Origin of the sequence: Streptomyces sp. NRRL F-6492 (assembly GCF_001280125.1) — a bacterium.
In the GTDB taxonomy this organism is placed as follows: domain Bacteria; phylum Actinomycetota; class Actinomycetes; order Streptomycetales; family Streptomycetaceae; genus Streptomyces.
This window is the reverse complement of sequence record NZ_LGEG01000262.1, coordinates 1-23664: the sequence shown is the minus strand read 5'-3', so window position 1 is coordinate 23664 and position 23664 is coordinate 1. Positions and strand designations below refer to the sequence as shown.

Sequence of the window (23664 nt, the reverse complement as noted above, 5' to 3'; positions counted from 1 at the left end):
CCGCGCGTGATCACCCTTCGGATGGTGCTCAACGGTTCGCGTGGTCTGTGCGCCACCGTCTCGCTGTGTCCCTCGCGAACTTATCGCCTATCAGGAACTGCCCGCTCTCCGGAGTCACCGCCTCCAGATGCCACGTCGCCGCCGCAGTACGCACCTCGTGGAACATGCCCTCGATGCCGGTGCGGAACAACTTGCCGTTCTCGAACTCCTGGGTAACCTCGGACTGCTCGATGAGGCGCTCAGCGAAGGCACTTGCTGAACGTTTCAGAATGAGGTTCGGAGTCGTCGCAAGCAGATGATGCTGCAGGCGAGTCGGAGCAGGCCGAGGTGGAGGTCGGCGCGCATCTCGTAGCGGATCCGCAGGCGTTTGAACTGGCGGAGCCAGGCGAAGGTCCGTTCCATGACCCAGCGGGTCCTGCCGAGCGCGGAGCCGTGCGGGACACCTCGGCGGGCGATCGTGGGTGTGATGCCGCGGGTCCTCAGGATGCGGCGTTATTTGTCGTAGTCGTAGTCGTAGTCGTAGCCGGGGTCGGCGAACAGTCGGCCCGGCCGGTGCCGCGGTCTCCCGCGCAGTCCTCGGATGCGGGGGATCGCGTCCAGCAAGGGGGTCAGCTGGGTGACATCGTGCCTGTTTCCGCCGGTCAGCGAGACGGCGAGAGGTGTGCCGTGCCGGTCGGCGACCAGGTGGTGCTTGCTGCCCGGCCGGGCGCGGCCGCCCGGCGAGGGTCCGGTGTGAGCCCCCTTTCAGGGCCCTGATGCGCGAGCCGTCGATCGCGGCGTCGTCCATGTCCAGCAGACCTGCCTTGCGCAGTTCGGTCAGGAGGACTTCGTGCAGGCGGGCCAGACGCCGGCCTCGGTCCAGCCCCGCAGGCGCCGCCAGGCCGTCACTCCACTGCACCCGGTCTGCTCGGCGGGTACATCCCTCCGGCTCACGTTCTTGCGCAACACGCGAACGATGCCCCGCAGAGCCGCACGGTCGTCCGCCGGCAGACGCCCCGGATATACCGGTGGCACCGCGCAGGCCGGGGTGGCAGCAGCGGGGCGATGCGTTCCCACAGGTCATCAGGCACAAGATCATCCGACACCCGCACCACTCTGCCGCCACCAGACCCGACCACCAATCCCCTGCGTCGAACTCATTCTGAAACGATCAGTTATGGTCTCGGGCACCGGCGACGCGCGTGCTGACCCTTTTGGATGGGAAAACGGCGGGTACGTTGGGAGTGCCACGGTCGAGGTCGAGGAAGCTTTCCGCCCGCAGTGGCCGCTGCTCGTGGGCTCTCTGCCGGCAGACCCAGGTTTCGCATAGGACCCCTGGCCAGTCCTTCTGGGCAGCGAGGCCGGCGTTCTGGGACTGGCCTGGGCAGACGGATCCGGCGATGGCTGATGAGAGGCTGGTGAATGCAGCCGTCGGTACGCCGGGCGATCGTAAGAGGGAGCGAGTCCCTTACCCCCCTTTTCAGGTACCAAGTAGGTACCATCGAAGTGTGCCGTCTCTGAATGTCACCTTCACCGACGAGGAGCTGGAGGAGGTCCGCGCCGCCGCGGCCGCCGAAGGCAAGTCCCTCAAGCAGTACGTCCACGACCTGTCGCTGCGCGAGCGTCGGCGCCGGCAGTTCGTCCGCTACGCCGCCTCCTGGGGCGAAGCGCACCGAAGCGAGTTCGACGACGCCTTCCCCGACGAGATCCCCCCTGTCGGCCGGGAGCACGGGGTGGACGCCGCCTGATGATCCTCCACATCGACGTCCCCTGGCTCCTGGACGTCCAGGAGCAGGCCGTACCCGAAGACGTCAGCGTCGCCGACTACTCCGCCCTCGTTGCCGCCGTGGCCCGCCACAAGACCCGCATTCCGCGCCCCACCGCCTCCGAGCCCGACCCGGCCTGGCGTGCCGCCGCCCTCCTGCACACCCTGATCCGCCTGCAGCCGCTGCCGTACCGCAACAGCCTGTACGCCTGCCAGGTAACCGCCGCCTACATGCACGCCTCCGGGGAAGGCATCGACCCCCCTTACGGCGCCATGGTCGACCTGGTGCGCGACATCCAGGCCGGCAAGACCGACGTCTACCAGGCCGCCGACCGCATCCGCATCTGGCGCATCTGACCGACGCGAAACCTGAAGACGGCCCGGCCCGTACGCCGCCGTCATGCAATGAGCTTTTCCAGCCTGACATGCGCGTGGGCAGGAGCAGTGCCCAGACGACCTTCAAAGGTCGCTTTCGACCGCTGTCTCATCCTGATATCAGACGTTCCGCGATCTTCTTCGGGTCGCGTCAGGAGATGGTGTTCTCGCTGGTGAGGCGGCGGGCCATGAGGCCGGTCATGGCGAGGTGGATGACGGCTTCGGAGCGGACGGGGGTTTCGTAGTCGCGGACGAGGCGGTGATGGAGCATGAGCCACCCGTGAGACCCGCTCGACCGCCCAGCGCTCGGGGATCGGGATGAATTCCGTGGTGCCGGGCTTACGGGCGGTGATTTCCATGTCGATGCCGAGGGCGGCGGCACGCTCGGCGAGGTGCTCTCGGTAACCGCCGTCGACCCGCACCTTGCGGACGCGGGGGTGCTCGTCGGCGACCTGGCCCAGCCCGCCGGCGTCGGCCCGCCAGCGTCGGCCTGGCGGCCGTCCGGACCGGCGGACGGGGCGACGTCACTCAGGGAGGCCGAGCGGCGGATGCTCGAGCACGCGGGGCTTGTACTCGACCAGCTGGATGCGGCCGTCGAAGGTGCGGTGCTCGATCATCTCAAGGGCAACGTCCGGGTAGCCGTCGTAGATGCGTTCCTCGCCCGTGGCCCCGGTGATCACCGGGAACATCACGACTCGGAAGCGGTCGACGAGTCCTGCCCGCAGCAGGGACCGGCACAGGCTGAGGCTGCCGATCGTGCTGAGGAGTCCCGAGCCGTTCGACTTCATGGCGCGGGCCGCCTCGACGGCATCGTCGCGGACGAGCGTGGAATTGGCCCATGCCAGTGGCTCCTCGAGTGAGGAGGAGAACACCACCTTGGAGGCTTGCGTGAGCTGGTCGACGGACGCCTCCTCCTCGGGCCTGAACTCGTCTTGGCCACTCGGAACCTCGCCCGCGGCGAAGCCCGACATCAATCGGTAGGTGTTCGCTCCCATCAGGTAGGTGGCCTCGGGCTGCTCACCGAGCCACGTGAGGTACTCCGGACCCTCGAGGCCCCAGAAACCGGGCCAGCCTTCTCCCGATGCGTAGCCGTCGAGGGAGGTGATGAAATCGACGAGAAGCTCCGGCATGGCGGTGTCCTTTCTGAAGCGTCACAAGCTTGGACCGGTCGGGAGCCGCATACTCATCGGCCGCGCTCAGCAGTACGAGAGCATCGGAGCAGACGGTTCGGGCGTACGACCCACGGCTGCCGCTAACCGGCCCCCTTGGCTGATCGGGCCTGCTCGGGCGGCCTGTCCCGCCAGTGCCGACCATGCACTTCCTGGGCCACTCCACCCAGCAGGCGTGCGCCCTCCGGGGCACGGCCGGTGTCCCCACCACCACCTTCGGTGAACCACTGGACGAGAAGACCGGCTCCCTTCGTCACGAAAGCCCTCCTCCACCCAAGGCCTGCCGGCCTGCCCCGCCGACCACGTCGAGTGAGGCCAAGCCCTTCACCACCGGCGCGACGAGGAGGGACGCCCTGTAGCTGGGGATTTCGCAATCGGCCCTGATGTACATGAATATCCTGATGTTCCAGGCTATCTCCGACTCAGGTCACTAGGGCTCGTCCGGCGGACCGTGGACCGAGTCAGGGCCGGACCGAGCTGGGAGCCGGCCGGGACCGTTATCGTGTTGACCGCCCCGGCAGGCAGTGCTGGAGTCGGCACGTGGACAGCATCCCCGCCAACCGGCGTCTCTGGAACCGGATCAGCAGCGCCTACCAGCACGCGCACGACCCGCAGATCGGCGCCGCGCCCCGGCTGTGGGGCATGTACTCCATCCCCGACGCGCACCTGCGCGCCTTGGGCGACGTCACCGGCAAGCGCGTCCTCGAACTCGGCTGCGGCGCCGGCCAGTGGTCCAGGGTGCTCGCCGCCGAGGGCGCCATCGTGGTCGGGTTCGACCTGTCCGAAGCCCAACTCGCCGCAGCGGCCCGCGCGACGGGAACGGCCCGCTACCCGCTGGTGCAAGGCGCCGCCGAACGACTGCCCTTCGCCGCAGACAGCTTCGACCTGGTGTTCTGCGACTTCGGCGGGCTCAGCTGGGCGCCCCCGCACCTGGCCGTCCCGCAGGCCGCACGCGTCCTGCGCCGAGGCGGGCGCCTGGTGTTCAACGTCGCCAGCCCGTGGTTCGAAGCCTGCTACGACGAAGCCGCCGGCCGCGTGACCACGACGCTGCAGAAGGACTACTTCGGGCTGAACGCCATCGCCGAAGGCGACGGCGCGACCAGTTACCAGCTCACCTACGGCGACTGGGTCAGGATCCTGTGCGGCGCGGGTCTCGTCATCGACGACCTCATCGAGCCGCGGCCCGAACGCGGAACACCCAACGGCTACAACGAAACCGACCCACCCGACTGGGCGCACCACTGGCCGGCGGAACTGCTCTGGGTGACCCACAAACCGTAAGTCCCACCGCGCCGAGACGTGAAGGCGCCCCCTCCACGGGTGGGTTCCACCCCGGTGGAGAGCGGGGCCGCCGTGCGGAATCCACCCACTCCCTCGTGCTCGGCCCGCCGGGTGGACCGGGTGTCGAAGCTGCGGTTGCACCGACCGGGACACAACGGACGGCCATGCCCTGACTGTGAGGGAGAAGCGCGAGGGTGGGAGAGCCGGTCACCGATGTACGGAGGCCCTCGTCATGGTCCACCCGATCCCGGATCTCACCCCGGAGCTCCCGGCGCGTCCGAAGCAGATCACCGACGCGGTCCGGCTGTGGGCGACGCTCTCTCGGGATGCTCGTGCCGGCTGTGGACAGCTGTCTGCACAGTGGAACTTTTGATGACGGGAGCGGGTGGTAGGCGGCCGGCTCTCGGGTTGACGACGCGCGGCCGGAAAAGGTGAGTGACGGTACGCGCTCACCGGATGGGTGGTCGCCCTCGGTCGTGCAGCCACGAGGCTGACGGGTTCCGGAGCGAGGGTCCGGTCGTTGCGGCGGCCGGACCCCGCACGAGGCTGACCGCCTACTGGGGCTGTGTCGCGATCTGGATCAGGTTGCCGCAGGTGTCGTCGAAGACGGCGGTGGTGACGGGGCCCGCTTCCAGGGGCTCCTGGGTGAAGCGGACACCGAGGCCGCTCAGGCGCTCGTACTCCGCCTTCACATCGTCAACGGCGAACTGGGCGAGCGGGATGCCGTCCTCGGCGAGCGCGTCGCGGTAGGGCTTGACGGCCGGGTGGCCGGCGGGCTCCAAGAGGAGTTCGGTGCCGTCGGGCGTGCCGGGCGAGACCACGGTCAGCCACCGGGCCTCGCCTCCCAGCGGGACGTCGTGCTTCTTCACGAAGCCGAGGATCTCGGTGTAGAAGTCCAGGGCCTTCGCCTGGTCGTCGACGAAGATGCTGGTCAGGTGGATCTTCATGGAGTGCTCTTCTCTGGTCCGGGGGCGTCGGGCGCGGGCCATCGCTTGGCGATCTGCCCCAGCGGCGCCGTGTTCAGGTCGTGGAACTTGTAGCGGCCCTCCCGCCTGGTCTCGACGAGCCCGGCGGTCTCCAGCACGGCGAGGTGCTGGGAGATCGCCTGACGCGAGATGCCGAGCTGATGTCTCACGCTCAGTCGTGAGCAGATCTCGAAGAGTGTCTGCCCGGACTTCTCTGCGAGCACGTCGAGGATGGTTCGGCGGGTGGAGTCGGCCAAAGCTTTGAAAAGGTCGTCGGCCACAACCACAAGGTAGGCAAGTGATGACTTGCCTATCAAGGCGAAAACGGCGCCCTTCGGGGAAGGTCGTCCGTCAGCGGTCGACACCGTCATCGCCTTCCGCCACGCCGAAGTTGCCGATCACGTGGACTGACGGGTGGAGATCGCCCGTCCTGCCCCGGCCGAGAACTTCGTGCCCGGCGGCATGGTGCTCCTTGGCGATGGGACGAGCGTGTTCGTGGAGATCGACCGCGACACCCCCTGCGCCCGCCTCGCCGTCCAGCTGGAGTACTACGACGCCTGCCGGGGCATGCCCGCTGTCGGGCGCGGTAACGCCCGCCGGTGTCCCGCGCTCCCACTGGCAGAAGACTTGTGCCGGCCCGTCCCTGGAGCGGTTCTTCCTGCCGGTGCTGTTCGTCTTCGCCCCGGCCTTGCCCCGCGCCGCGTGGCTCCGGCGACGAGGGATGCCGCCTTCCGCGAGAGGGCCCGCCGGGTGGGGGTGTGAGCTACCGGCTCATCGGGGCGCCCGCGACTCCACCCCTGCTGATGACGGAGGGGGCCGACCAGCCAGTGTGGCGGGTCGTCGGCAACGGCCGCGGTGAGGAGCGCCGCACTCTGACTGCGCTGCCGAAGGCGCGGCGAGGTGCGGCTTGCCGGGTTTCCATACGGGCCCGGTCAAGCCGCTGTGACCGTCCCCGGCTTGCCCACGGCCCCTTGGGCAAGCCCGAGACAGGAGGGGCAAGCCATCTTTCGACCGGGACTTGCTCTCCCCGGCGGGGGCCGGAGGCGTGACTCCAGACGGGATCCAGGCAAAACGGACACCGCTCATTTCTGCAGGTCACCCCCAGCGGTCAAGCCGGTCACGCGCGGGTGCCTCTTTCCGCCGCCTCTTTCCCGCGCGGTAGCCGTGGGGAGGACAGGGGGCTTCGTTGGCCCAGTTCTCGTAGGGCTGCAGCAAACGGACATGCAGCACTGAGTGAGGCCCGGCCCGGACCGGCTCACACATCGCGGTGGTGCGCGACGGTCACGACGACGACCGCCGCGACGAGCGACCACGCCCCGAACACGATCCACCCCTCGGTGACCGATACCGGGTACTTGTCCACGCCGTAGTCCCGTCCGGGGTTTTGGACGAGAGCTCGCCACGCGGTGAGCGGCATCGCGTTGCCGATCTCCTTGACCCACCGATAGGTCTCGCCCATGAACAGGGCGGGCAGCAGCAGGAGCACGCCGACGACAGCCACGATGGTGCCCGCGGCGTGGCGGATGAGTGTGCCCAGGGCCATGCCGACGAGGGCGCACAGCGGTGCGAGCAGTGCGGAGGCGGCGACGGCCCGCAGTGCGCCGGGGTCGCTGATGGACATGCCGTGGTGATCCCGCAGGATCGCCTGGGTGACGCCGAACGAGGTCCCGGCGGTGACCGTGCCGAGGACGAGCATGACGGCCGTCACGACGGTCGTCTTGGCTGTCGTCACCGCACGGCGTGCGGGAACGGCCGCGAAGGTGGTGCGGATCAGTCCGCTGGTGTATTCGCCGAAGACGGCGATGGCGCCGACACTGCCGGCGATGACCATGAGGAGCTGCCAGGCCGGGGCGACGAAGGCGGACCCCAGGGGATCGAACAGCGTCTGCGGCAGCTCGGAAAGCCCCGGCGGTGGAGCGGTCGGCAGTTCGGGCTGATGCGCCAGTCGGTCGGCATTCGACAGAGCGGAGTTCACGTTGATCCCGATGACGGCCAGGGGGCCGATTCCGAGGACCCAGTAGGTGGAACGCAGCGACCACAGTTTGATCCACTCGGCGATGAGGAGGTGGTGGAACCGGGTGGATGAGGGGAGGGCGGTCGCGTACGCCTTGGGCTCGGCGACTGGCTGTGCGGTCATCGTGCGTCTCCTGCGCTGTATTCGACGCTGTCGGCGGTGAGTCCCATGAACGCCTCTTCCAGGGAGGCGGAGCGGGGGGTGAGCTCGTGCAGCAGGACACGGCTGTGGAACGCGAGCTCGCCGATACGGTCCGCGCCCATGCCGCTCACCGTGCACGATCCGTCGGCCTCGCCGCGGACGGCCGCCCCCTCCTTGGTGAGGACGGACGTCAGCCGGGCGACCTCGGGCGTTCGGACGGTCACGCTCGGCCGGCTGCCGCGGGCCGCGAACTCCGCCAGGCTCTCCGCGGCGATCAGCTCGCCCTGGCCGATGACGATCAGCTGCTGGGCGGTGTGCTCCATCTCGCGCATGAGATGGCTGGAGACCAGCACCGTACGGCCCTCGGCGGCCAGCCGATGGAACAGGCCGCGCACCCACAGCACGCCCTCCGGGTCCAGTCCGTTGAGCGGCTCGTCGAACAGCAGGACGGGCGGGTCACCGAGCAGCGCGGCGGCGATGCCGAGCCGTTGCTTCATCCCCAGCGAGAACCCCCCGATGCGGCGCCGTGCGGCGGCGGTCAGTCCCACCTCTTCCAGGACTTCGTCCACCCGGCGCCGCGGCAGCCCGTTGCCGCGTGCCAGTGCCGACAGATGCGACCGTGCGCTGCGCCCCCCGTGCACGTCATGGGCGTCGAGCAGGGCCCCGACGTGCCGCAGTCCTCGTGGGCGTCCCCGGAACGGCTGCCCGTCGACGGTGACGGTGCCCCCGCTGGGGTCGTTCAGGCCGAGGATCATCCGCAGCGTGGTGGACTTGCCGGCGCCGTTGGGACCGAGGAACCCGGTGACGTGGCCGGGGCGGACGGTGAAGGTCAGGCGGTCGACGGCGGTGGTGGCGTCATATCGTTTCGTCAGTTCGTTGGCTTCGATCACCCGGCCCACGGTGCCGTGGGCCGGGCCCGCGCGGCATCGGCCCGCGGGCCACACTCGCAGGGTCCGCTTGTAGCCCCGGGGTGTACACCCCGGGGCCGATGCCCCGGCCCCGGCCCGTACCTATGATCGCGGCATGATCTTCTCACCCCGCGCCGCCCGCCCCCGGCGCTTGCGGCCTGCCGCGGCACAGGCCCTGACCTGGTGCGGGGCCCTCGCCTATCCGATCCTGCTGTACGTCGCGGTGCTCAGCGAACACGACCCCACCGGTGTGGGGCTCCTCCTGCCGGCCGTACTCTCGGTTCTGCCCCTTGCCCTGCTGCGGTGTCGACCGTTTCCGGCCCTGATGCTGATGCTCGCCGGTTCGTTCGCCGCAACCGTGACGGCGGCGTCGAAGTTGGCCTCGGCGTTCCCCTTCGTGGCGCCCGGGCAGGCGTGGCAGATCGGCTGTCTGCAGGCTCTGCTGACCGATCTCGCCGTCGCCTGGATCGCTGCCACCCGGACGCGCCGGACCGCGCTCGCCGCTGCGGCGCTGACGCTCGCCGAGCAGATCGCCGCCGCCGGCCACTACCGCAGCGAGCGGGACGTCTTCGTCTCGACCATCATGTTCTTCGTTCTGATGCTCGCCCTCGCCTGGTTGACCGGCTCTCTCGTCCAAGAGCGCCGCGAGCACGCCGAAACGGTGCGGATCCAGGCCGCGGAGCAAGCGGTCACCGTCGAGCGGCTGCGGATCGCCCGCGAGCTGCACGACGTGGTCGCGCACAGCATCGGCATCATCGCCATCCAGGCCGGCACGGGCCGCCGGGTCATCGAGACCCAGCCGGCCGAGGCCCGTAACGCGCTGGCCGTCATCGAGACCACCAGCCGGGACACCCTGGCCGGGCTGCGGCGCATGCTGGGATCCCTCCGCAAGGCCGAGCCGGAAGGGGCGCCGCTGGCCCCCGCGCTGGGCCTGACGGACGTCGACCGGCTGGTCGCGACCACCCGGAACGGCGGCGTGAGGGTCGATGTGGAGTGGCGAGGAGAACGGCGCCCCCTCCCCATGGACATCGAACTGTCCGCCTTCCGCATCATCCAGGAAGGCCTCACCAACGTGGTTCGCCACGCGGACACACAGGAGTGCCGAGTGGTCATCGACTACCAGGAGGACGAACTCTCCATCGAGATAACCGACGACGGTCAGGGGCCCACACCCGCGGGCATCGGCTACGGCGTCACCGGCATGCGCGAGCGGGCCCTCCTCCTGCACGGCCGGTTCACCGCCGGACCCCGCCCCGAAGGCGGCTTCCGCGTGGTGGCGCGGCTACCGGTGCCGGCGGGGACGCGATGACTCCCGACCGCGTCCGCGTCGTGCTCGTCGACGACCAGCCGCTGGTGCGCGCCGGGCTGCGTGTGCTCATCGCGGACTGCCCGGATCTCGAGATCCTGGGAGAAGCCGGCGCGGGCGCCGAAGCGGTCCGGCTGGTCCGGGACGTCCGGCCCGATGTGGTCGTGATGGACATCCGCATGCCCGGCATGGACGGCATCGAGGCGACCCGGCTGATCACCGCCGACCCGAACACGGCACGGGTCCTCATCCTCACCACCTTCGACGACGACGAGTACGTCTACGGCGCGCTGCGCGCCGGCGCGAGCGGCTTCCTCGTCAAGGACATGGACCTGGACGACATCCTCACCGCGATCCGTGTGGTCGCCGCCGGCGAAGCCCTGATCGCACCGCGCGTGACCCGCCGCCTCATCGAGGAGTTCGCCGCACGCCCCGAACCCGCGGCCACGCCCCGGCCCGGGGCGCTCGAAGGCATCACCGACCGTGAACGCGAGGTGCTCACCCTCATCGGACGCGGCCTGTCCAACGACGAGATCGCCGGCCGGCTCTTCATCAGCCCGGCCACGGCCAAGGCCCACGTGGGACGACTGTTCTCCAAGCTGGCCGCCCGTGACCGGGTCCAGCTGGTCATCATCGCCTATGAACTGGGCTTGGTATCGCCATCGAACTGAGCAAGCGCAAGTGCTGTCGGCTTCGTTCACTTCCGGCGGGTACCGGCCCAGACCTGGGGAGCGGTCGCGCAGCGTCACCGGGCAGGCCGCTCCCCGGATCACGCACCATCGCCTGGCTCCACGGCTTCCTGCGCCTGCGCGTCCGATGGGAACGACGCGCCGACATCCACGAAGCCTTCCTCACCGCTCTGACCGCGCCGCACCAGGCCGAATTGTTCTTGATCGGCCTGTACCTCGAAGCTTTCACCGCGCCGTACGCCGCCGAGGCGAGCGCCCGGCCCGTCGCGGCCTGGCCGGTCGCTCACGGGGCGGCCATCGCCCGGCAGGCAGCCCATGACAAAGAGCCCCTCACCGTCCTGTCGCTGGAGCCCGCTCTGTACACGGCCACCGGCATCGTCCCGCTCGACCCCGCCGCGTAACTGCTCGGGCAGAGCCACAGGGCGGATGACAAGAACTTCACCGTGTTCCGGATCGGCCGGCGAAGGGCGCTGTTTCCGTCCGGCTGGCCGGGTCCGAGGCGGAAGGGCCCTGCTCGGCGGTGTCCGTCTGTCTCAACGGCTCGTTGCACTGGTGGCAGACCCATGCCGACGACTGCCCCGCTCTTCAGGAGGAACTGATGTCCGACGATCTGCTGATCGCCAAGATCGCCCACGGCTTCGATCAGCTCGATGCCGACGGAGACGGCCGGCTCACCGAGGCCGACCACGTCCTCATGGGGCGTTCATCGGCGCGCGCCCTGGGGCATCTGGAGGGGTCGGCCGAGGAAGCCCGGCTCGTCGCCGCGTACGTCGCCATCTGGCGGGACCTGCACCTGCCCGCGCTCCCACCGGGAACCGAGGCGATCGGCTGTGCGGACTTCATCGCCGCCACCGCCGCGCTGGCCGATGATCCGGCCGCCGCGCGGGCCACCGTCGGAGCCCTCGCCGAAGCGTTCCTGTCCCTCGCGGACGCCGACGGCGACGGGCGCGTCGACCCCGACGAATTCTTCGCCTTCCAGCGCGGCCACTTCCCCGGCCTCGACCGCGCGGCCTCGGACAGGGCCTTCGGCCACCTCGACCGCGACGGCGACGGGACGCTCTCGCCCGAGGAGTTCATCACGGCGACGATCGAGTACTGGAGCAGCCGCGATCCGCAGGCTCCCGGGAACTGGTGGACGGGCAGTTTCCCGGTGACTGACCTCACCTGACGGCCGGACAAGGACTGCTTCTGTCAGGCCGTTTCCGAGGTCAGCCAGCCGGCGCGTCGCTCCTGTTACGGCAGCGGCCTTGCGGATCTCACCGGGGGCGGGGGCAGGTGAGCGGGAGGACCCGTTCGGTCAGCTGTCCGGTGAGGCAGGTGGCGGTGAGGTCGGCTTCGGCGAGCCAGTCCGCCGCGACCAGGCGGCCCACCAGCTGCTGGAGGTCGCCGGGTCCCACCGGGCACCAGGTGGTGAGGTCTTCCAGCGCGATGCCCTCGCCGCCGGGGCCGAGGCGTCCGTCGGCACGGGTCTGGGCGGCCAGGGCCAGAGCGAGCAGCCGGACGGGCGCGGTGGCCTTGGTCTTGCGGAGCTTCTTGTCCGCGACGACCTTCTGGGCCCACCCGCTGAGCTTGGAGCGCGTCTTCTTGCCGAACGCGAACGGGCCCTCACCGTCCTCACGGGGTGCCAGGGACGGGACGGTGAGGGAAGTGGGGTTCTCCGACTGTGAGGCGAGCAGGTCACCGGCGGTTCCGGGCAGGACGAGCCAGCCGCAGCCGGCCAGTTCTCCGAGCAGACCTTCCGGGTCGGCCAGGCCCAGCCCGGTGACGTCCTGGCCGACGAGGTTGCCGGTGCCGACGCACGCGACGCGCAAGGTCAGCATCAGCGTCAGCAGCCGGGCCTCCGGACCGGGCAGCGGGGCGTGCTCGGCCGCGTACGACAGGACGGAACGCACGTACTCCCACTGGGACGGGACGGGCAGCAGCCGGGCCATCGCCGACTCCTCGATGCCGGCGGTGAGGCCGGTGCGCTGCTGGTGCTGGAGGCGGACAGCGGCAGCGGCCTGTTCGGCCCGCCGGGCATCTTGCCGCACACTGATGTCGCCGGTCACGTCCGCCCAGGAAGCGAACGCCCTTGCCTTGCGGGCGTGCAGCTCCGCGAGCAGCTCCAGGTCGGGTTCGGGACGCTGCTGGTAGGCGCGGAACAGATCACCCAATTCGGCGAGTTCGTCGCGCAGCTCGACGGGCCTCAGGGTGCCGGGGACCGTCCGCTGCGCGATCTTCCCGGGAAACCGACGCTGCCGCACCGTTGCCGCACGAGGCGCCGGTACGTCCACCGGGCCCGACACGGGGGAGGAGAGGTCGGAGAACTGCGGGGCGCTCGTGTCGGCGGCCGGCGGGCGGTCACCGGCCGCCGGATCGGCGGACGTCGGCACGGCAGGGGTGGGGGCGGTGGCGATGACCTTCGCTCCGGGTGTGGCCGCCGCGCAGCGCGAGCAGCACTCCAACGCCTGCCACCAGCGGCCTTCCCGGTCGGTGACCACCACCAGGACGATCGCTCCGCCGCACCGCCAGACCTCGGTCCGCGACTCCCGGCCCGCGGGACGCAGGTGGGTGTGGCAGTCCTCGGCCCTGCACGCGCAGTACGCCCCGGCCCGGGGACCGGCGAGCGCCCGCAGGTGAGCCTTGAGGTGGTCGACCGCGGCCGCGCGGCCGGCGGCCGCCGACGGCAGACGCTGCTCGGCGCAGGACGGACGACTGCACGAGACCCGCACCGCGGCACTACCGCGGCCGGCGGCATCCAGACGCACCGTCCACCGGCGTCCCCACACCCGCTCGTCCAGCCCGTTCGCCGCAGCCCGCGTCATCCCGCTCTTCCTCTCCTGCCGTTGTGGCCTTCGCGTCCCGTCGCGGACGTCGGGGTCACCGTACGCGGCAGATGCCCCCTCGACGGGAAAAACGCCCTGCCGACACCGGCGGCAGACCGGAATGGGCCCCGACGGCGCCATCAGGCGCGAGGCCGGGGTCCTGCGCTTCCGCACCGCGGGGATCGCCACTCTGATCGTGAGGTGCCGACCGTACGGGACGCCCCGGACGGGTGGTCGGTTGGCGGCGGGGCGCGTTGGAGGGTCCGCTCCTGGACGGCGCAAGTACCAGGCGATGAGGTCGGTGATGACGGAAGGCCCTTCCCGGTTGTCCGACGCTTCTCACCAACCACCCCGGAAGAACGAACACCACCATGAAGGTCATCCCGCAGGTCCTGGCCGGCGCCCTGAGCGAAGGGTTCGGGGTCCTCCCCATGGAGGAGATCGCTCGTGCCGGGGCGACGACCGCACAGGCGCGGGCCCTCACCCAAGCCACCATCGAGGCCCTGCCCGAGGTCAACCAGGGCCGGCTCCCGCCCGCGCCTGGCGGGTCGCGGACACCCTGGACACCCGCCGGCGGGAGCGCCTCTACGAACTGCTGCGGGACCGGCGAGCAGCGACCGACTCCACCGGCCGCGCCCACCTGCTCGTCGCCCCGGCTCCGACCGCGCTCCGTCAACTCGGCCGTCAGGCCCGGTCGGCCGCGATGATGCTCAGGATGTCGTCCACGAGCTGCTGCGGGTGGGCGGTCTCCAGCCTGCTGCTCAGGATCTCCCAGGTACTGAAGGTGGTGACGCCGCCGGGCCGTTCCTCGCCGTCCGACTCCCGGGTGAGTGCCCATTCGGAGTCGCCGCGGTGCAGGTTGTACTCCTCCTCGCCGACGACGAGCGTGATGCCGCAGCCGCAGTCGAAGCCTTCGCCCTCGTCCTCGTACGCGCCGTCGGGGTGGCGCCGGTTCAGCGTCACCTCCTGGTCGTGCTGCTCGGCGAGCAGGGCGGCGACGGCCACCACGGTCTCGTGGACGTCGCCGGGCAGGGCAGCGGTGCCGGGGGCGGCGTGCAGGGCGCGCACGGTGGTGGAGGCGTGCTGGTCGACCAGGCCTTGGACGGTCGCGGCCGCCTCCCGAAGCGCCGTCAGGGCGTCGGCCAGGTTTGCCGGCTGCCCGGGCCCGGCCGGGGCGGGCAGCTCGGCCTCGCCGCGCTCGACGATCCGGCCGACCGCGCGCGTGAGTTCCGTCAGGGCGTCGGCGCTGTGCCGGAGCTGCACGAAGAGCGCGGAAGCGATCGTCGCGCCGTCCTGCGGGGTGTAGAGGGACCAGGTGCTCGACAGGGCCTGGACCGAGGCGCCGGCGGTCTCGGCGGCCGTGCAGGCCATCATCACCGTGTCCTCGGGGTCGGTCAGGCCGTACTCGACCGCGCTGCGCACCTCAGAGACGTAATCGCTGTAGGTATCGCCGGCCCGCTCGTACAGGGCGTTCCAGGAGGTGTCGTCGTCGAAGCCGGCCGCGGAGGTCTGGTTGGTGAGCATCCCTGGATCCTTCCAGACTCCGGCCCGCCCCGGCGCCGCAAACGGAGACGGGCCTCGGGTCCGGACACCGACTCGATGGCCGGTTCAAGGCCTGCGTCAAGGCTTTGTGGAGGGTAACGGATTGCTCACCACCGTGCTTGCCGGCAGGAGTTGTGCCCTTGTGACGGGTGATACGGACTGCGGCGAGCCGGACGGAACGGCCCCGATCGAAGGGTGTGGTGCCCAGTCGAAAGACCTTCACGGAACTCCCTGACACCCTTCCGTGCCGGGCCGTCGTGCGGGAGCCGGAAAAGACGGCCCCAGCGCCCGGCGTACTCGTCCGGCTCGAACTCGGATCGGCAGGGCATCACCTGTTGGTCCGGCTGTTTTTTGATGCGACGTCAGGGCACGCGGAGCTGTATGAATCCCGATACGTTGACCCAGACCGCCTCAGGCACCAGCAGCCCCGTCCTCATCCCGATCCTGTGCCTGTTCCTCGTCGTGGGCCTCATTCAGGTCATACGTCCCCAGCTCTTGTGGAGACTCAACGCCGGACTGCAGAAGGGGTGGGTGAAGGACCCGGACGCCACCGAGCCCACCGGCAAGGGCTATGCCATGCAGCGGATCACAGGAGTCGTCTTCCTGGCCGTGGCCACCTGGATGCTGATCCGGGCCATCTGACCCGGCCCCTTCCTCTTGCCGCCGCCCGGGCCTTGCGGCCCGGGCGGTCGGGGCGAAGCGGTGTGGGTCCTTGTCCCTCGCCAGGCGATCGAAGTGGCCCTGCCCGCGCCCGGCCCGTACGCGTGCAGCAGCTCCTCCGGGCGGCCCGCGGTGCCGTTCGGTGAACTCCTGAAGCCGCCGTACGTACCCGTCGTCCTCATCCTCCTCCCACACGGCGCTCAGGGCCACGAGCGCGATCTCTTCCGGCGCGTTGAGGACGGGGAAGTGCTCCGGTACCGGCCAGGGCCCACGTCCAACGCCGCGCAGCCTCCGGGGCCTCCCGCGCCTCGGGCGCCGGAGCCGATGGCGTCGCCGTTCCCTCCGGAGCCACGGCACCGGCTGCCGGGGAGAGGAGGACCGCTGGGCGGCGGCCTGGTCGGCCAGCTGCAGCAGGCCGGTGGCGACCGTCCGTACAGCCTCGTCCCAGCCGTCCGCGAAGCGCGCCTCGCCCCCGCTAGGGGCGCTACTCTGCGCGATCCGGGTGCGGGCCCCGGCGACCGCCCCGGCCTCCAGCCGTGCGACGAGCCCGTTTGCCCGCCCGGGCGGGAACCCGGTGGCGGCCAGGACCTGTGACACCTCCAGGGGGCGTTCACCGCGTCGTCCTGGTGCCCGGCGGATCCGGGCCGGCTCCAGCCGTAGGCGTCCGCGCCGTACGACCCCGCGCTCATGCCGCTTCTCCTTCACCGTCCCGGCCCGCCGGGCCCCACTCCGGATCGTGCACGGGCAGGGCCACCAGCGCCGGATAGGGCGTCTTCGCGACCGAGGCGCGCGTGATCTGCCGGCGGGTATGCGGCTTGGCCAAGAGCCGGAGCGGGATCACAACGGTCTGACGGACCTGGTCGGCGTCCCATTCGGCCCGCCCGAGCAGGTGCTGCATGCCGTCCGGGGTGCTCTCTCCGGCCCGCTCTGCGATGGTCCAGCAGTTGCGTGCCCGGCTTCTATGCCGCCTTTGCCTCTCCGCCTTCGGGTGCAGTGCGCCAAGCATCGGCCCTTCCCGACCCGGCGGAGCTCCTCCCGGTCGGCTTCGAGGTGCGTGTTGAGGAGGACGCTGTTGTCGGCGGTGCAGGAGGTCGGGGCGTCGACCGTCCTGGTTCGCGGGGTGTCGAGCCGTACCCCCGCCCGCTCCGCGGCCCGGTTCTGTCCGAGCTTGACGGTCCAGTCCGATTCCATCCTCCTCACACGGAGGCGGGCGACGGCCTGCCTCGGACCGGGCAGGGTTCCGTGGTGGCGGGTTCGGCTGCCTCGGTTTCCACTGCACCCGGTGGGATCCTGCTGAGGGCTGTGAGGTGCTGCGTGCTGCTTCACCGGTGTGGACGAGGCTTGGAGGTACGTAGGGAGTTGGATGGCTCCGGTATGGGTCCTGGACGGACATGTGAAAGGCCCCCACCCGGGGGGAGGGGTGGGGGCCGGGTCTTGTGCGGTGCTCAGTCGGTGAGCGCGTCCTTGATCTTCTCCTTGGCCTGGCGGGCGTCGCCCTTGGCCTGGTCGGCGCGGCCCTGCGCGGTCAGTCGTTCGTTGCCGACCGCCCTGCCCGCAGCCTCTTCGACCTTGCCCTTGGCCTGCTCGGCCTTCGCCTGAACCTTCTCGTCCCCGGCCATGACATCCGCCTTTCGCTTCGCAGAACCTTCTTCCCACCGCCACGCCTTGCCGCCCGCGGCTCCGGCAAACCCTCTCGGCGTTGCGCACCGGCCGCATCATCTGCAGAGCAGCGGCCGAGGTGCCTTTCCGCTCGGCTTCGGCCGGGATCACAGCTGGTGGCGTACTCCCGCCTCCTGTTGTGCGGCGGTGAACTGCTCCCGCAGGTCTCCCTCGATGGATCGGCGGGCGGCGCCGCGCCGGAAGAGCGGCAGGACGGTGCGTTGTTCGCCGTCCTCCACGAGCAGGGCGAGGCCGCCGTAGAGGGCGAAGGCCCCGATGCCCAGGCCCGTCCATCCGGCGGCCGACTGCCAGATCTCACCCGCGCCCGCCTCGTACAGACCGGTCAGGCAGAACCGCACGGCGGTGAGGGTGAGCAGTACGGCGAACAGGGGTTTCGACTTGACGGCGGCCCCGGCGAGGGCGAGGACGAAGGGTACGAGCGCCAGGAGGAAGACGGCCTGGGCGACGACCGGCTGCCCGGGCGGGGAGTCGAGCGACGTCACACTGGTCCCGGCCCAGGAGGCGCCGAGGAGCAGCAGAGCGGTACCCGCCCCGGCGTCGCGGGCGAGGAAGGCGAAGATTCCGGCGACGAACTGCAGCGGCACGACGAAGATCAATATCAGGAGCAGCAGCACCTCGCTCTGTGCCAGGGGGACCCAGCCGAGCTGGAGCGTGGACAGGACGGCACTGCCCATCCCCAGGGCGAAGAAGCCCAGAGGAAGAGGACTGGCGACGGGACGCAGAACGATCCGGGTGACCGCGTCGGCGGCCGGCGGCTCGGAGGGGCTGGAGGTACGGGAAGCATCGGACACGCCCGAAGAGTACGGGCCCGGCGCAACTCCTGCGTACCGGCCCGCCCGCAGTGTCGAACTCGTCGGTTCTCTCGGTCCTTCCTTCCAGAGCTGTCTTGATACCGCCGGCGTCACCGTCTGGCTCACCCTCCGCCTCAACCCCGCCTCTGCCCCCGCCGCATGACCGAGCAGGCGCAAAGCACCGGTTCCGCCCGGCCCCTCCGCACGCCCGGCCCCTCCGCCGGCGCAGGCGCCGCCTTCGCCTTCGGGCGCGGTGCGGCAAGCGGCGGGTGCCGGCCCTTCCCGACCCGGCGGACCTCCTCCCGGCCGGCCTCGGAGTGCGCGTCGACGAGGGCGTCGACGTCGACGATGCGATAGAGCGGCACCTGGACCATCCCGGCCCGCGGCGTACCGGACTCCACCCAGACCGGCTCCGCGGCCCGGATCACCTTGGGCCTGACCGTCCGGTCGGACTCGGCCCTCCTCACGCCGGGGCGGGGGCCTGTTCGGGGCCGGGCGGGGCAGTTTGCCGCACACGGTCTCCGGCCGGGGCTCAGACGCTGAGGTGCCGCTTGGTGCGGGAGCCGTCGGCAGTCGCCTCGGAGGTGATGCCGTGCTGCTCGTCTTCGGGGCGGCCCTTCCTGGGCAGCAGGAAGGTGATCGCGAAGAAGACCACCAGCAGGCACGCCTGGACGACCAGCGCGCGGTGGAAGCCGCCGGTGAAGTCACCGGTTTCGGCCCGGGCGAAGAACACCGAGCCGAAGACCGCGACGCCGATGGAGCCGCCGACCGCCTGGACCGCCGACAGGACGCCGGAGGCGGATCCGATCTCGTTGTCGTCGACCGCGGCCAGGATGAAGCTGAACAGGGCGGCGATCACCATGCCGGCGCCGATGCCCGCCACCGTCGTGCCCGGGACGATGTCCCAGATCGAGAACGAGGCGGCGTCGAGGCCGTCGAGCTCGAACCACAGCACGGCCGCGCCGGCCAGCTGGACCAGCGGTCCGATCTGGAGCACCTTGCGGCCGATCCTGTCGGCGAGGAACGCGCCGCTGATGGCACCGCCGATCGCGGTTCCCACCGCGAGTGGCAGGTTGCCCAGTCCCGCCTCACCGGCGGTGAAGTGCTGGCCGATCTGGAGGAACAGGGTCAGCACGAGCTGGGTGCCGACGAGCCCGCCGAAGAACAGGGCGATGCCGCCGAGGCCGACGGTGAAGGCCGGCTTGCGCAGCAGACCGGGGGTCACCAACGGCTCGCGGCCCGCGGCGGCCGTGCGGCGCTGCTGGAGGGCGAAGAGGGCGAACCCGATCGCCGAGGCGGCCATGGACAGCCACGTCCACAGCGGCCAGCCGTTCTCCTGTCCCTGGTTGAGCGGCAGCACCAGCAGAGCGCAGGACGCCACGATCAGAGCGGCGCCGGTCATGTCGACCCGTACGGTGGGGTCGCCCGCCTTCTTGGGCACGAACTTCGCGGCGACGATCAGTGCCGCGATGCCGATGGGCAGGTTGATCAGGAACACCGAGCGCCAGCCCAGGCCGAAGAAGTCGCCCTCGATGAGGAAGCCGCCCAGGACCGGGCCGATGATGCCGCCCAGGCCGAGGACGGGGCCGAAGATCGCGAAGACCTTGGTGAGCTCGGGACCGGAGAAGTTCTCCCGCAGCAGCCCCAGGCCCTGGGGCAGCAGCACCGCTCCGGCGGTGCCCTGCAGCAGGCGGAAGGCGATCAGCGACTCGATGTTCGGCGCGACCGCGCACAGCAGGGAGGCCGCGGTGAAGGCCGCGAGTCCGATCAGGAACATCCGGCGCCGGCCGTAGCGGTCGCCGAGCCGGCCGCCGAGCACGAGCCCGGCGCCCAGGGTGAGGGCGTAGCCGCCGATCACCCACTGCAGCCCGACGGAACCGGCACCGAGGGATCTCTCCAGGTCCGGTCCGGCGACGTTGACGATCGAGGCGTCCAGGAGATCCATGATCTCCGCGACGATCATCACCGTCAGGATCAGCCACCGCCACCGGTAGGGCTCGGTCGTCTCCTCGGGGGTGGGGGACGGGTCACGCATGCCAGATACCTCCATGGTGAAGTAATTCCATCATGAAGGTAAAGTGGTGGCGGTAGGTTGTCAAAGCAGGACGACCGCGCGGACCGCGCGGACCGAGGGACAAGAGCGAAGGGCGGAGGCATGGAAGAGGCAGTGCGCGACGGCGTCGCGGAGCAGCGCGAGCGGCTGATGGAGTCACTGAGAACCTACGGCGGCCACTACGCCGAGCTCAGCCGGCGCTTCGCCGCCTGGCTGGGCCTGCACTCCACGGACGCGACCGCGGTCCTGGAGATCGCCGCCGCCGAAGAGCGCGGCACCCCCCTGTCCCCGGCGCGGCTGAGCGAGCGGATCTCCCTGTCCACCGGCGCCACCACCGCACTCCTGAACCGTCTCGAAGCGGCGGGACACATCACACGGGCCCGCGAGCACTCCGACCGGCGCATCGTCACGCTGCGCAGCGGCGGACACATCCAGGAGAGGGCGGACGAGTTCTTCGGCCCGCTCGCCCACCGCCTCGACACCGCCATGTCGCACTACCCGCCCCAACTCCTCAAGCGGTTCGAAGCGTTCGTAGACGACCTGAACGCCACCATGGACGTCCACCTCGAGGAGCGGAACACGACACCACCATCCTCCTCCGGCCCTCCCGGCGACCGGCCCCACTAGCCACCGCTTCGGCGGAAAGAGACGCGCATCGTCTCGCATCCCGGCGGCAGATCCACCAGCCCGGCCACCCCGGCTCCCTTGCGCCGACCCCGCCCGCCGCACCTCCCGTTCATGGCCCGTCCTCTGCCGTGGCCGTCGTCGCCGTGCAGGCCCCGGGCGGCCTGTTCCCGGTCGCCTGGTCGGGCGATGCCCGCGCCCACTTCCTCCTCTTCCTTCTCGATGGACTCAACGGATCCCTCTCGACGGACTCGGTGGGCCTCTGCGGCTGCTCACCGAGGATCACGACGCCCGCCGTGTCCGGGGCAGCCGCGGGGACCGCAACCTGATCACCGCCTGCCTCGGCAGGACCGGGGACGACGAGAAGACCGAACAGCGTCGGGGGCACCCGGCGATCGTGCACATGGGCGGCCCGGCCCGGCCGGGGCTGCTGCTGCTCGCCTCCAACGGCGCCTACGAGCCCCACAGGGACGCCGACCACGACCTGACCGGCTACCTGCCGGACGATCCGCGTACTGCCGCGCCTGGTCGCCGACGCCGTCCACCATGCCCGCGCGCAGCGGGACCCGTACGCGGACAACACCACCGCCCTGATCACCCCCATCACCCGACCGACCACCGAGAAGACCCGCCCATGGACACCCAGCCCGCCCCCCACCCCTCCCGCCGACCTGCGCGCCGCGCTCCAGCGCGCCGTCCCGCACCACACGGGCAGCGCACAGGTCGGTGATCTCGTTCTCCGCCCGCCACCGGATCAGGACCTGGCAGCCCTCCAGCCACACCAGCGACTCCGGCCGGCAGACCCGGTGCGCAGGAACCCGGCGATCGTGACCGAACCCCTCGGGCTGGAGAAGTGCAACAGGGCGGCCTCGGCGGTGGCCTGCGTGCCGTCGTCCTGATCCTCGCCGCCGCCGGCGCTGACGACCCGACCGCCCTGGTCGCGCGGGACGTGGACCTTGCGCCTGCCACTGGTGAGCGCACGGGAGGCGAGCTGTTCGACCAGGTGTCCGTCCTGACCGCGGAACCCTTGGAGGACAGCGGCAAGGGGGCGCAGCGAGGCGCTGGCGACCATGTCCTCGGGATCCTCGCCGGGCTCCAGGAAGCCGGGCACGATGATGCGGGCGACCTCGGCGGAGCCCTCTTTGTCGAGGCGGAGCACGCGGCCGATGTTTGTACGGATCTCTACCCGGGAGCCGCGGGTGTCCGCGCCGACCCGGACGAGGACCACATCGCCACCGGCACCACCACCCTGGCCACAGCCACAGCCACAGCCACAGCCGCCGCGGACGGCCCCATCGACGAGCCTCGCCCCAAGATCCACCCAGTCCCCGCCACCGGCGGCACTCCCTTCCCCCACCCACACCGGACCGACCTCGAGCTCCGCGAAACCCACGCCTTTCCCCACCGGCGTCGTCCACCCCCCCGGCCGGCGGGTGCGGCCCGGTGACTGAGGAGGACGGCTCTGAGGCGCCGGTGGACAAGCTCATCCTCAGCGGTTCCACCGACCCCGCTCACGCGAACGATGCCGCCGCCCCGCTCATCCGCCCGGCTGCCCGGCACGGGGCCCGGTCCGGCCTCAAATCCCCTTCCGGGGCCAGCGGCCTCCTGCGCGAGATCATCGGCCTCTGACGGACACCGACACCACAAGCCGGGCCCACCGCAGATACACCGCGGCCCGGCCACCGACGGGGGTCGGGGGCCGGGCCGAGAAGGAGCACAGCGTCAGAAGGGCATGTGGCCCCGAACGCGACGGCCGGCGGATCCACTCTTGCCGACCGCCTTCGAACTGCTGCGAAACGGCTTGCTGAAGAGACGGCCCAACAGGCCCGGAGCCTTGCCACCCGCACGGGAGCCCAGGCCAAGGGTCTTCTGGGTACCACGCTCGGGATGCTTGGAGAGGCGAGGCAGGAAGAACGCCAGAACGGCGAGTACCACGCAGACGGCGATGATTCCGGCAATCATCATGGTTGGACCCCACTTCCTCGGTGGTGCGGTGACGCTTCGTCGTGTGTGACCGCGCGTACCCGGCCAACCCCCTTTCACGCCCCGGCCGTCAAACGCTGCACGGCGCAGGCGGCGTCTCCGAGCGCGCCTCACTCCTCATACTTCTGGCCGCGCTCCCCGTTCCTCAGCCCGCTGCTTCGAAGCGGCGGGGCCCCGCTGTTCCAGCACCCTGCGGCCGCTGTCGGCACCGCCCCCACCAGCCGCTGCCCCGCCCCGTCGCCGCCTCCGAGCACCACCCTGTGCGACCGCCCCGCGCCGCCGTACGCGATGTTCGGCCACCCTGACCCGCCATCATCGATCGGCATATGGCGCCGTTGACTGCCGGTAACTGCGTTCACGCATACGGCTTGACCGCGGCGCCGTCCTGCTGTCGACCGTCGTACGGCCTGCCAGCCTGCCGAGTCCGCATCCCGCTGTCGGCGTCGTTGCGCCGACAGTCGACCGCTTCCCGACCGGGCGCCAGAGAAGGGGGGCCATGCCGCAGCGCGCGGCGTTGCGGACGCCCGCACAGCGTTCCTACTCGATGCCGAGCTCCCTCTCCGCCGCCTCCACCCGCGCCCTGGCCTCCCGCACCCCAGGGTCGGACAGCACGGCCGGAACGACCTTCTCCGCCTCCGCGAAGGCGCTGCTGCAGACGTGCCGCCGCACGGCTTCCCGCACACGCCGAGCTTCACCTCCACCCCGCCCTCCAGCAGAATAGGGAACCAACGAGTCTCCTATGCTGATGAGTTGAGACGTCGAACACCTTTCTCAACGGCACGGGAGCCTCGTGCGTTGCGGCACGTCAGCCCATCACCCGATCAGTGGCTACTCTAAGAACTCCTAACGAAATGATCTTCGAGATGGTTGGATCACTCCAGGAGTGATGATCCGGAGGTGCGGGGTGGCGCGGCCGAAGCCGTGGGATGTCGATG

General features: G+C 70.6%; 23 protein-coding genes and 4 pseudogenes. 11 read left to right on the top strand and 16 right to left on the bottom strand.

The window, feature by feature from the left end:
- Window positions 1–264: 264 nt before the first annotated feature.
- Window positions 265–1085 (bottom strand): annotated as a pseudogene (locus tag ADL08_RS36115) (IS5 family transposase).
- Window positions 1086–1487: 402 nt separating this feature from the next.
- Between ADL08_RS36115 and ADL08_RS30645 the strand changes: the two are divergent.
- Complete coding sequence (locus tag ADL08_RS30645) at window positions 1488–1727, top strand: hypothetical protein (protein ID WP_053648745.1); 240 nt, start codon at window positions 1488–1490, stop codon at window positions 1725–1727.
- Window positions 1727–2101 carry a hypothetical protein gene (locus tag ADL08_RS30640; RefSeq protein WP_053648743.1) on the top strand — a complete coding sequence of 125 codons (375 nt, stop codon included), beginning with the start codon at window positions 1727–1729 and terminating at the stop codon, window positions 2099–2101. The genes ADL08_RS30645 and ADL08_RS30640 overlap by 1 nt, the downstream gene beginning before the upstream one ends.
- Window positions 2102–2270: 169 nt before the next feature.
- On the opposite strand, the pseudogene ADL08_RS39070 reads toward ADL08_RS30640, so the two are convergent.
- Window positions 2271–2595: pseudogene (locus ADL08_RS39070) on the bottom strand (IS5/IS1182 family transposase); the annotation flags it as partial.
- Window positions 2596–2643: 48 nt separating this feature from the next.
- Window positions 2644–3249: a dihydrofolate reductase family protein gene (locus tag ADL08_RS30635; protein WP_053648742.1), complete on the bottom strand. Its 606-nt coding sequence runs from the start codon at window positions 3247–3249 to the stop codon at window positions 2644–2646.
- A gap of 579 nt (window positions 3250–3828) precedes the next feature.
- Between ADL08_RS30635 and ADL08_RS30630 the strand changes: the two genes are divergently transcribed.
- Window positions 3829–4569: a class I SAM-dependent methyltransferase gene (locus ADL08_RS30630; RefSeq protein WP_053648740.1), complete on the top strand. Its 741-nt coding sequence runs from the start codon at window positions 3829–3831 to the stop codon at window positions 4567–4569.
- 554 nt (window positions 4570–5123) lie between these two features.
- Here the strand turns inward: ADL08_RS30630 and ADL08_RS30625 are convergent.
- The 4 genes from ADL08_RS30625 to ADL08_RS30605 all read right to left on the bottom strand — a co-directional run bounded on the left by ADL08_RS30625 (window position 5124) and on the right by ADL08_RS30605 (window position 8579).
- Window positions 5124–5516 carry a VOC family protein gene (locus ADL08_RS30625; protein ID WP_053648738.1) on the bottom strand — a complete coding sequence of 131 codons (393 nt, stop codon included), beginning with the start codon at window positions 5514–5516 and terminating at the stop codon, window positions 5124–5126.
- Complete coding sequence (locus ADL08_RS30620; RefSeq protein ID WP_053648771.1) at window positions 5513–5815, bottom strand: ArsR/SmtB family transcription factor; 303 nt, start codon at window positions 5813–5815, stop codon at window positions 5513–5515. Before ADL08_RS30620 ends, ADL08_RS30625 begins: the two co-directional genes overlap by 4 nt.
- 974 nt (window positions 5816–6789) lie before the next feature.
- Window positions 6790–7671 (bottom strand): ABC transporter permease, encoded by an 882-nt coding sequence (locus ADL08_RS30610; RefSeq protein WP_053648734.1) that lies wholly within the window; start codon window positions 7669–7671, stop codon window positions 6790–6792.
- Window positions 7668–8579, bottom strand: a complete 912-nt coding sequence (locus tag ADL08_RS30605) for an ATP-binding cassette domain-containing protein (protein WP_199837120.1) — start codon at window positions 8577–8579, stop codon at window positions 7668–7670. Before ADL08_RS30605 ends, ADL08_RS30610 begins: the two co-directional genes overlap by 4 nt.
- Window positions 8580–8712: 133 nt before the next feature.
- Here ADL08_RS30605 and ADL08_RS30600 point away from each other — a divergent pair, with 133 nt between their 5' ends.
- The 5 genes and pseudogenes from ADL08_RS30600 (at window position 8713) to ADL08_RS30585 (ending at window position 11760) form a co-directional block, all read left to right on the top strand.
- Window positions 8713–9906 carry a sensor histidine kinase gene (locus ADL08_RS30600; RefSeq protein WP_053648731.1) on the top strand — a complete coding sequence of 398 codons (1194 nt, stop codon included), beginning with the start codon at window positions 8713–8715 and terminating at the stop codon, window positions 9904–9906.
- Window positions 9903–10574, top strand: coding sequence for a response regulator (locus ADL08_RS30595; RefSeq protein WP_053648729.1), 672 nt, complete (start codon window positions 9903–9905; stop codon window positions 10572–10574). The genes ADL08_RS30600 and ADL08_RS30595 overlap by 4 nt, the downstream gene beginning before the upstream one ends.
- A 101-nt stretch (window positions 10575–10675) precedes the next feature.
- Window positions 10676–10756: pseudogene (locus ADL08_RS36890) on the top strand (IS5/IS1182 family transposase); the annotation flags it as partial.
- 30 nt (window positions 10757–10786) lie between these two features.
- Window positions 10787–10993 carry a hypothetical protein gene (locus tag ADL08_RS30590; RefSeq protein WP_053648727.1) on the top strand — a complete coding sequence of 69 codons (207 nt, stop codon included), beginning with the start codon at window positions 10787–10789 and terminating at the stop codon, window positions 10991–10993.
- 197 nt (window positions 10994–11190) lie between these two features.
- The gene (locus ADL08_RS30585) at window positions 11191–11760 is read left to right on the top strand and encodes an EF-hand domain-containing protein (RefSeq protein WP_053648725.1); all 570 of its coding nucleotides are present in this window, start codon (window positions 11191–11193) and stop codon (window positions 11758–11760) included.
- A gap of 88 nt (window positions 11761–11848) precedes the next feature.
- Here the strand turns inward: ADL08_RS30585 and ADL08_RS30580 are convergent, their stop codons facing one another.
- Window positions 11849–13396 carry a hypothetical protein gene (locus tag ADL08_RS30580; protein ID WP_053648723.1) on the bottom strand — a complete coding sequence of 516 codons (1548 nt, stop codon included), beginning with the start codon at window positions 13394–13396 and terminating at the stop codon, window positions 11849–11851.
- A gap of 684 nt (window positions 13397–14080) precedes the next feature.
- Window positions 14081–14920, bottom strand: coding sequence for a hypothetical protein (locus ADL08_RS30570; RefSeq protein WP_053648719.1), 840 nt, complete (start codon window positions 14918–14920; stop codon window positions 14081–14083).
- A 372-nt stretch (window positions 14921–15292) separates the two neighbouring features.
- On the opposite strand from ADL08_RS30570, the gene ADL08_RS38865 reads away from it, so the two are divergent.
- A complete protein-coding gene (locus ADL08_RS38865) occupies window positions 15293–15580 on the top strand; it encodes a DUF6199 family natural product biosynthesis protein (protein ID WP_324610445.1) in 288 nt (95 codons plus the stop codon).
- Between the two features lie 703 nt (window positions 15581–16283).
- Here the strand turns inward: ADL08_RS38865 and ADL08_RS30560 are convergent.
- The 4 genes from ADL08_RS30560 to ADL08_RS30545 all read right to left on the bottom strand — a co-directional run bounded on the left by ADL08_RS30560 (window position 16284) and on the right by ADL08_RS30545 (window position 20104).
- Complete coding sequence (locus ADL08_RS30560) at window positions 16284–16496, bottom strand: hypothetical protein (protein WP_053648715.1); 213 nt, start codon at window positions 16494–16496, stop codon at window positions 16284–16286.
- A gap of 547 nt (window positions 16497–17043) precedes the next feature.
- Window positions 17044–17217, bottom strand: a complete 174-nt coding sequence (locus ADL08_RS36105; protein WP_078968288.1) for a CsbD family protein — start codon at window positions 17215–17217, stop codon at window positions 17044–17046.
- A 147-nt stretch (window positions 17218–17364) separates the two neighbouring features.
- Window positions 17365–18069: an acetate uptake transporter family protein gene (locus ADL08_RS30555; RefSeq protein ID WP_053648713.1), complete on the bottom strand. Its 705-nt coding sequence runs from the start codon at window positions 18067–18069 to the stop codon at window positions 17365–17367.
- Window positions 18070–18601: 532 nt separating this feature from the next.
- Window positions 18602–20104: an MFS transporter gene (locus ADL08_RS30545; protein ID WP_053648709.1), complete on the bottom strand. Its 1503-nt coding sequence runs from the start codon at window positions 20102–20104 to the stop codon at window positions 18602–18604.
- 120 nt (window positions 20105–20224) lie between these two features.
- Between ADL08_RS30545 and ADL08_RS30540 the strand changes: the two genes are divergently transcribed.
- Entirely contained in the window at window positions 20225–20749 is a 525-nt protein-coding gene (locus ADL08_RS30540) for a MarR family winged helix-turn-helix transcriptional regulator (protein WP_053648707.1), read from the top strand.
- 710 nt (window positions 20750–21459) lie between these two features.
- Here ADL08_RS30540 and ADL08_RS30530 read toward each other — a convergent pair.
- A pseudogene (locus ADL08_RS30530) lies at window positions 21460–21953 on the bottom strand (helicase); the annotation flags it as partial.
- 236 nt (window positions 21954–22189) lie between these two features.
- On the opposite strand from ADL08_RS30530, the gene ADL08_RS37390 reads away from it, so the two are divergent.
- Window positions 22190–22375, top strand: a complete 186-nt coding sequence (locus tag ADL08_RS37390; protein ID WP_159043099.1) for a hypothetical protein — start codon at window positions 22190–22192, stop codon at window positions 22373–22375.
- 93 nt (window positions 22376–22468) lie between these two features.
- Here ADL08_RS37390 and ADL08_RS30525 read toward each other — a convergent pair whose 3' ends face one another.
- Both ADL08_RS30525 and ADL08_RS30520 read right to left on the bottom strand, forming a co-directional pair.
- Window positions 22469–22711, bottom strand: coding sequence for a DUF6411 family protein (locus ADL08_RS30525; protein WP_053648702.1), 243 nt, complete (start codon window positions 22709–22711; stop codon window positions 22469–22471).
- A 555-nt stretch (window positions 22712–23266) separates the two neighbouring features.
- A complete protein-coding gene (locus ADL08_RS30520; protein WP_234352322.1) occupies window positions 23267–23410 on the bottom strand; it encodes a hypothetical protein in 144 nt (47 codons plus the stop codon).
- Window positions 23411–23664 lie beyond the last annotated feature (254 nt).

What these genes read in the sequence shown, in the direction of transcription:
- ADL08_RS30600 (WP_053648731.1), top strand. Translation starts at nt 8,713, where the DNA reads ATGATCTTCTCACCCCGCGCCGCCCGCCCCCGGCGCTTGCGGCCTGCC.
- ADL08_RS30635 (WP_053648742.1), bottom strand. Translation starts at nt 3,249, where the DNA reads ATGCCGGAGCTTCTCGTCGATTTCATCACCTCCCTCGACGGCTACGCA.
- ADL08_RS30560 (WP_053648715.1), bottom strand. Translation starts at nt 16,496, where the DNA reads ATGCAGCACCTGCTCGGGCGGGCCGAATGGGACGCCGACCAGGTCCGT.
- ADL08_RS38865 (WP_324610445.1), top strand. Translation starts at nt 15,293, where the DNA reads ATGCGACGTCAGGGCACGCGGAGCTGTATGAATCCCGATACGTTGACC.
- ADL08_RS30585 (WP_053648725.1), top strand. Translation starts at nt 11,191, where the DNA reads ATGTCCGACGATCTGCTGATCGCCAAGATCGCCCACGGCTTCGATCAG.
- ADL08_RS30625 (WP_053648738.1), bottom strand. Translation starts at nt 5,516, where the DNA reads ATGAAGATCCACCTGACCAGCATCTTCGTCGACGACCAGGCGAAGGCC.
- ADL08_RS30570 (WP_053648719.1), bottom strand. Translation starts at nt 14,920, where the DNA reads ATGCTCACCAACCAGACCTCCGCGGCCGGCTTCGACGACGACACCTCC.
- ADL08_RS30540 (WP_053648707.1), top strand. Translation starts at nt 20,225, where the DNA reads ATGGAAGAGGCAGTGCGCGACGGCGTCGCGGAGCAGCGCGAGCGGCTG.
- ADL08_RS30545 (WP_053648709.1), bottom strand. Translation starts at nt 20,104, where the DNA reads ATGCGTGACCCGTCCCCCACCCCCGAGGAGACGACCGAGCCCTACCGG.
- ADL08_RS30525 (WP_053648702.1), bottom strand. Translation starts at nt 22,711, where the DNA reads ATGATGATTGCCGGAATCATCGCCGTCTGCGTGGTACTCGCCGTTCTG.
- ADL08_RS30580 (WP_053648723.1), bottom strand. Translation starts at nt 13,396, where the DNA reads ATGACGCGGGCTGCGGCGAACGGGCTGGACGAGCGGGTGTGGGGACGC.
- ADL08_RS30610 (WP_053648734.1), bottom strand. Translation starts at nt 7,671, where the DNA reads ATGACCGCACAGCCAGTCGCCGAGCCCAAGGCGTACGCGACCGCCCTC.
- ADL08_RS30640 (WP_053648743.1), top strand. Translation starts at nt 1,727, where the DNA reads ATGATCCTCCACATCGACGTCCCCTGGCTCCTGGACGTCCAGGAGCAG.
- ADL08_RS30595 (WP_053648729.1), top strand. Translation starts at nt 9,903, where the DNA reads ATGACTCCCGACCGCGTCCGCGTCGTGCTCGTCGACGACCAGCCGCTG.
- ADL08_RS36105 (WP_078968288.1), bottom strand. Translation starts at nt 17,217, where the DNA reads ATGGCCGGGGACGAGAAGGTTCAGGCGAAGGCCGAGCAGGCCAAGGGC.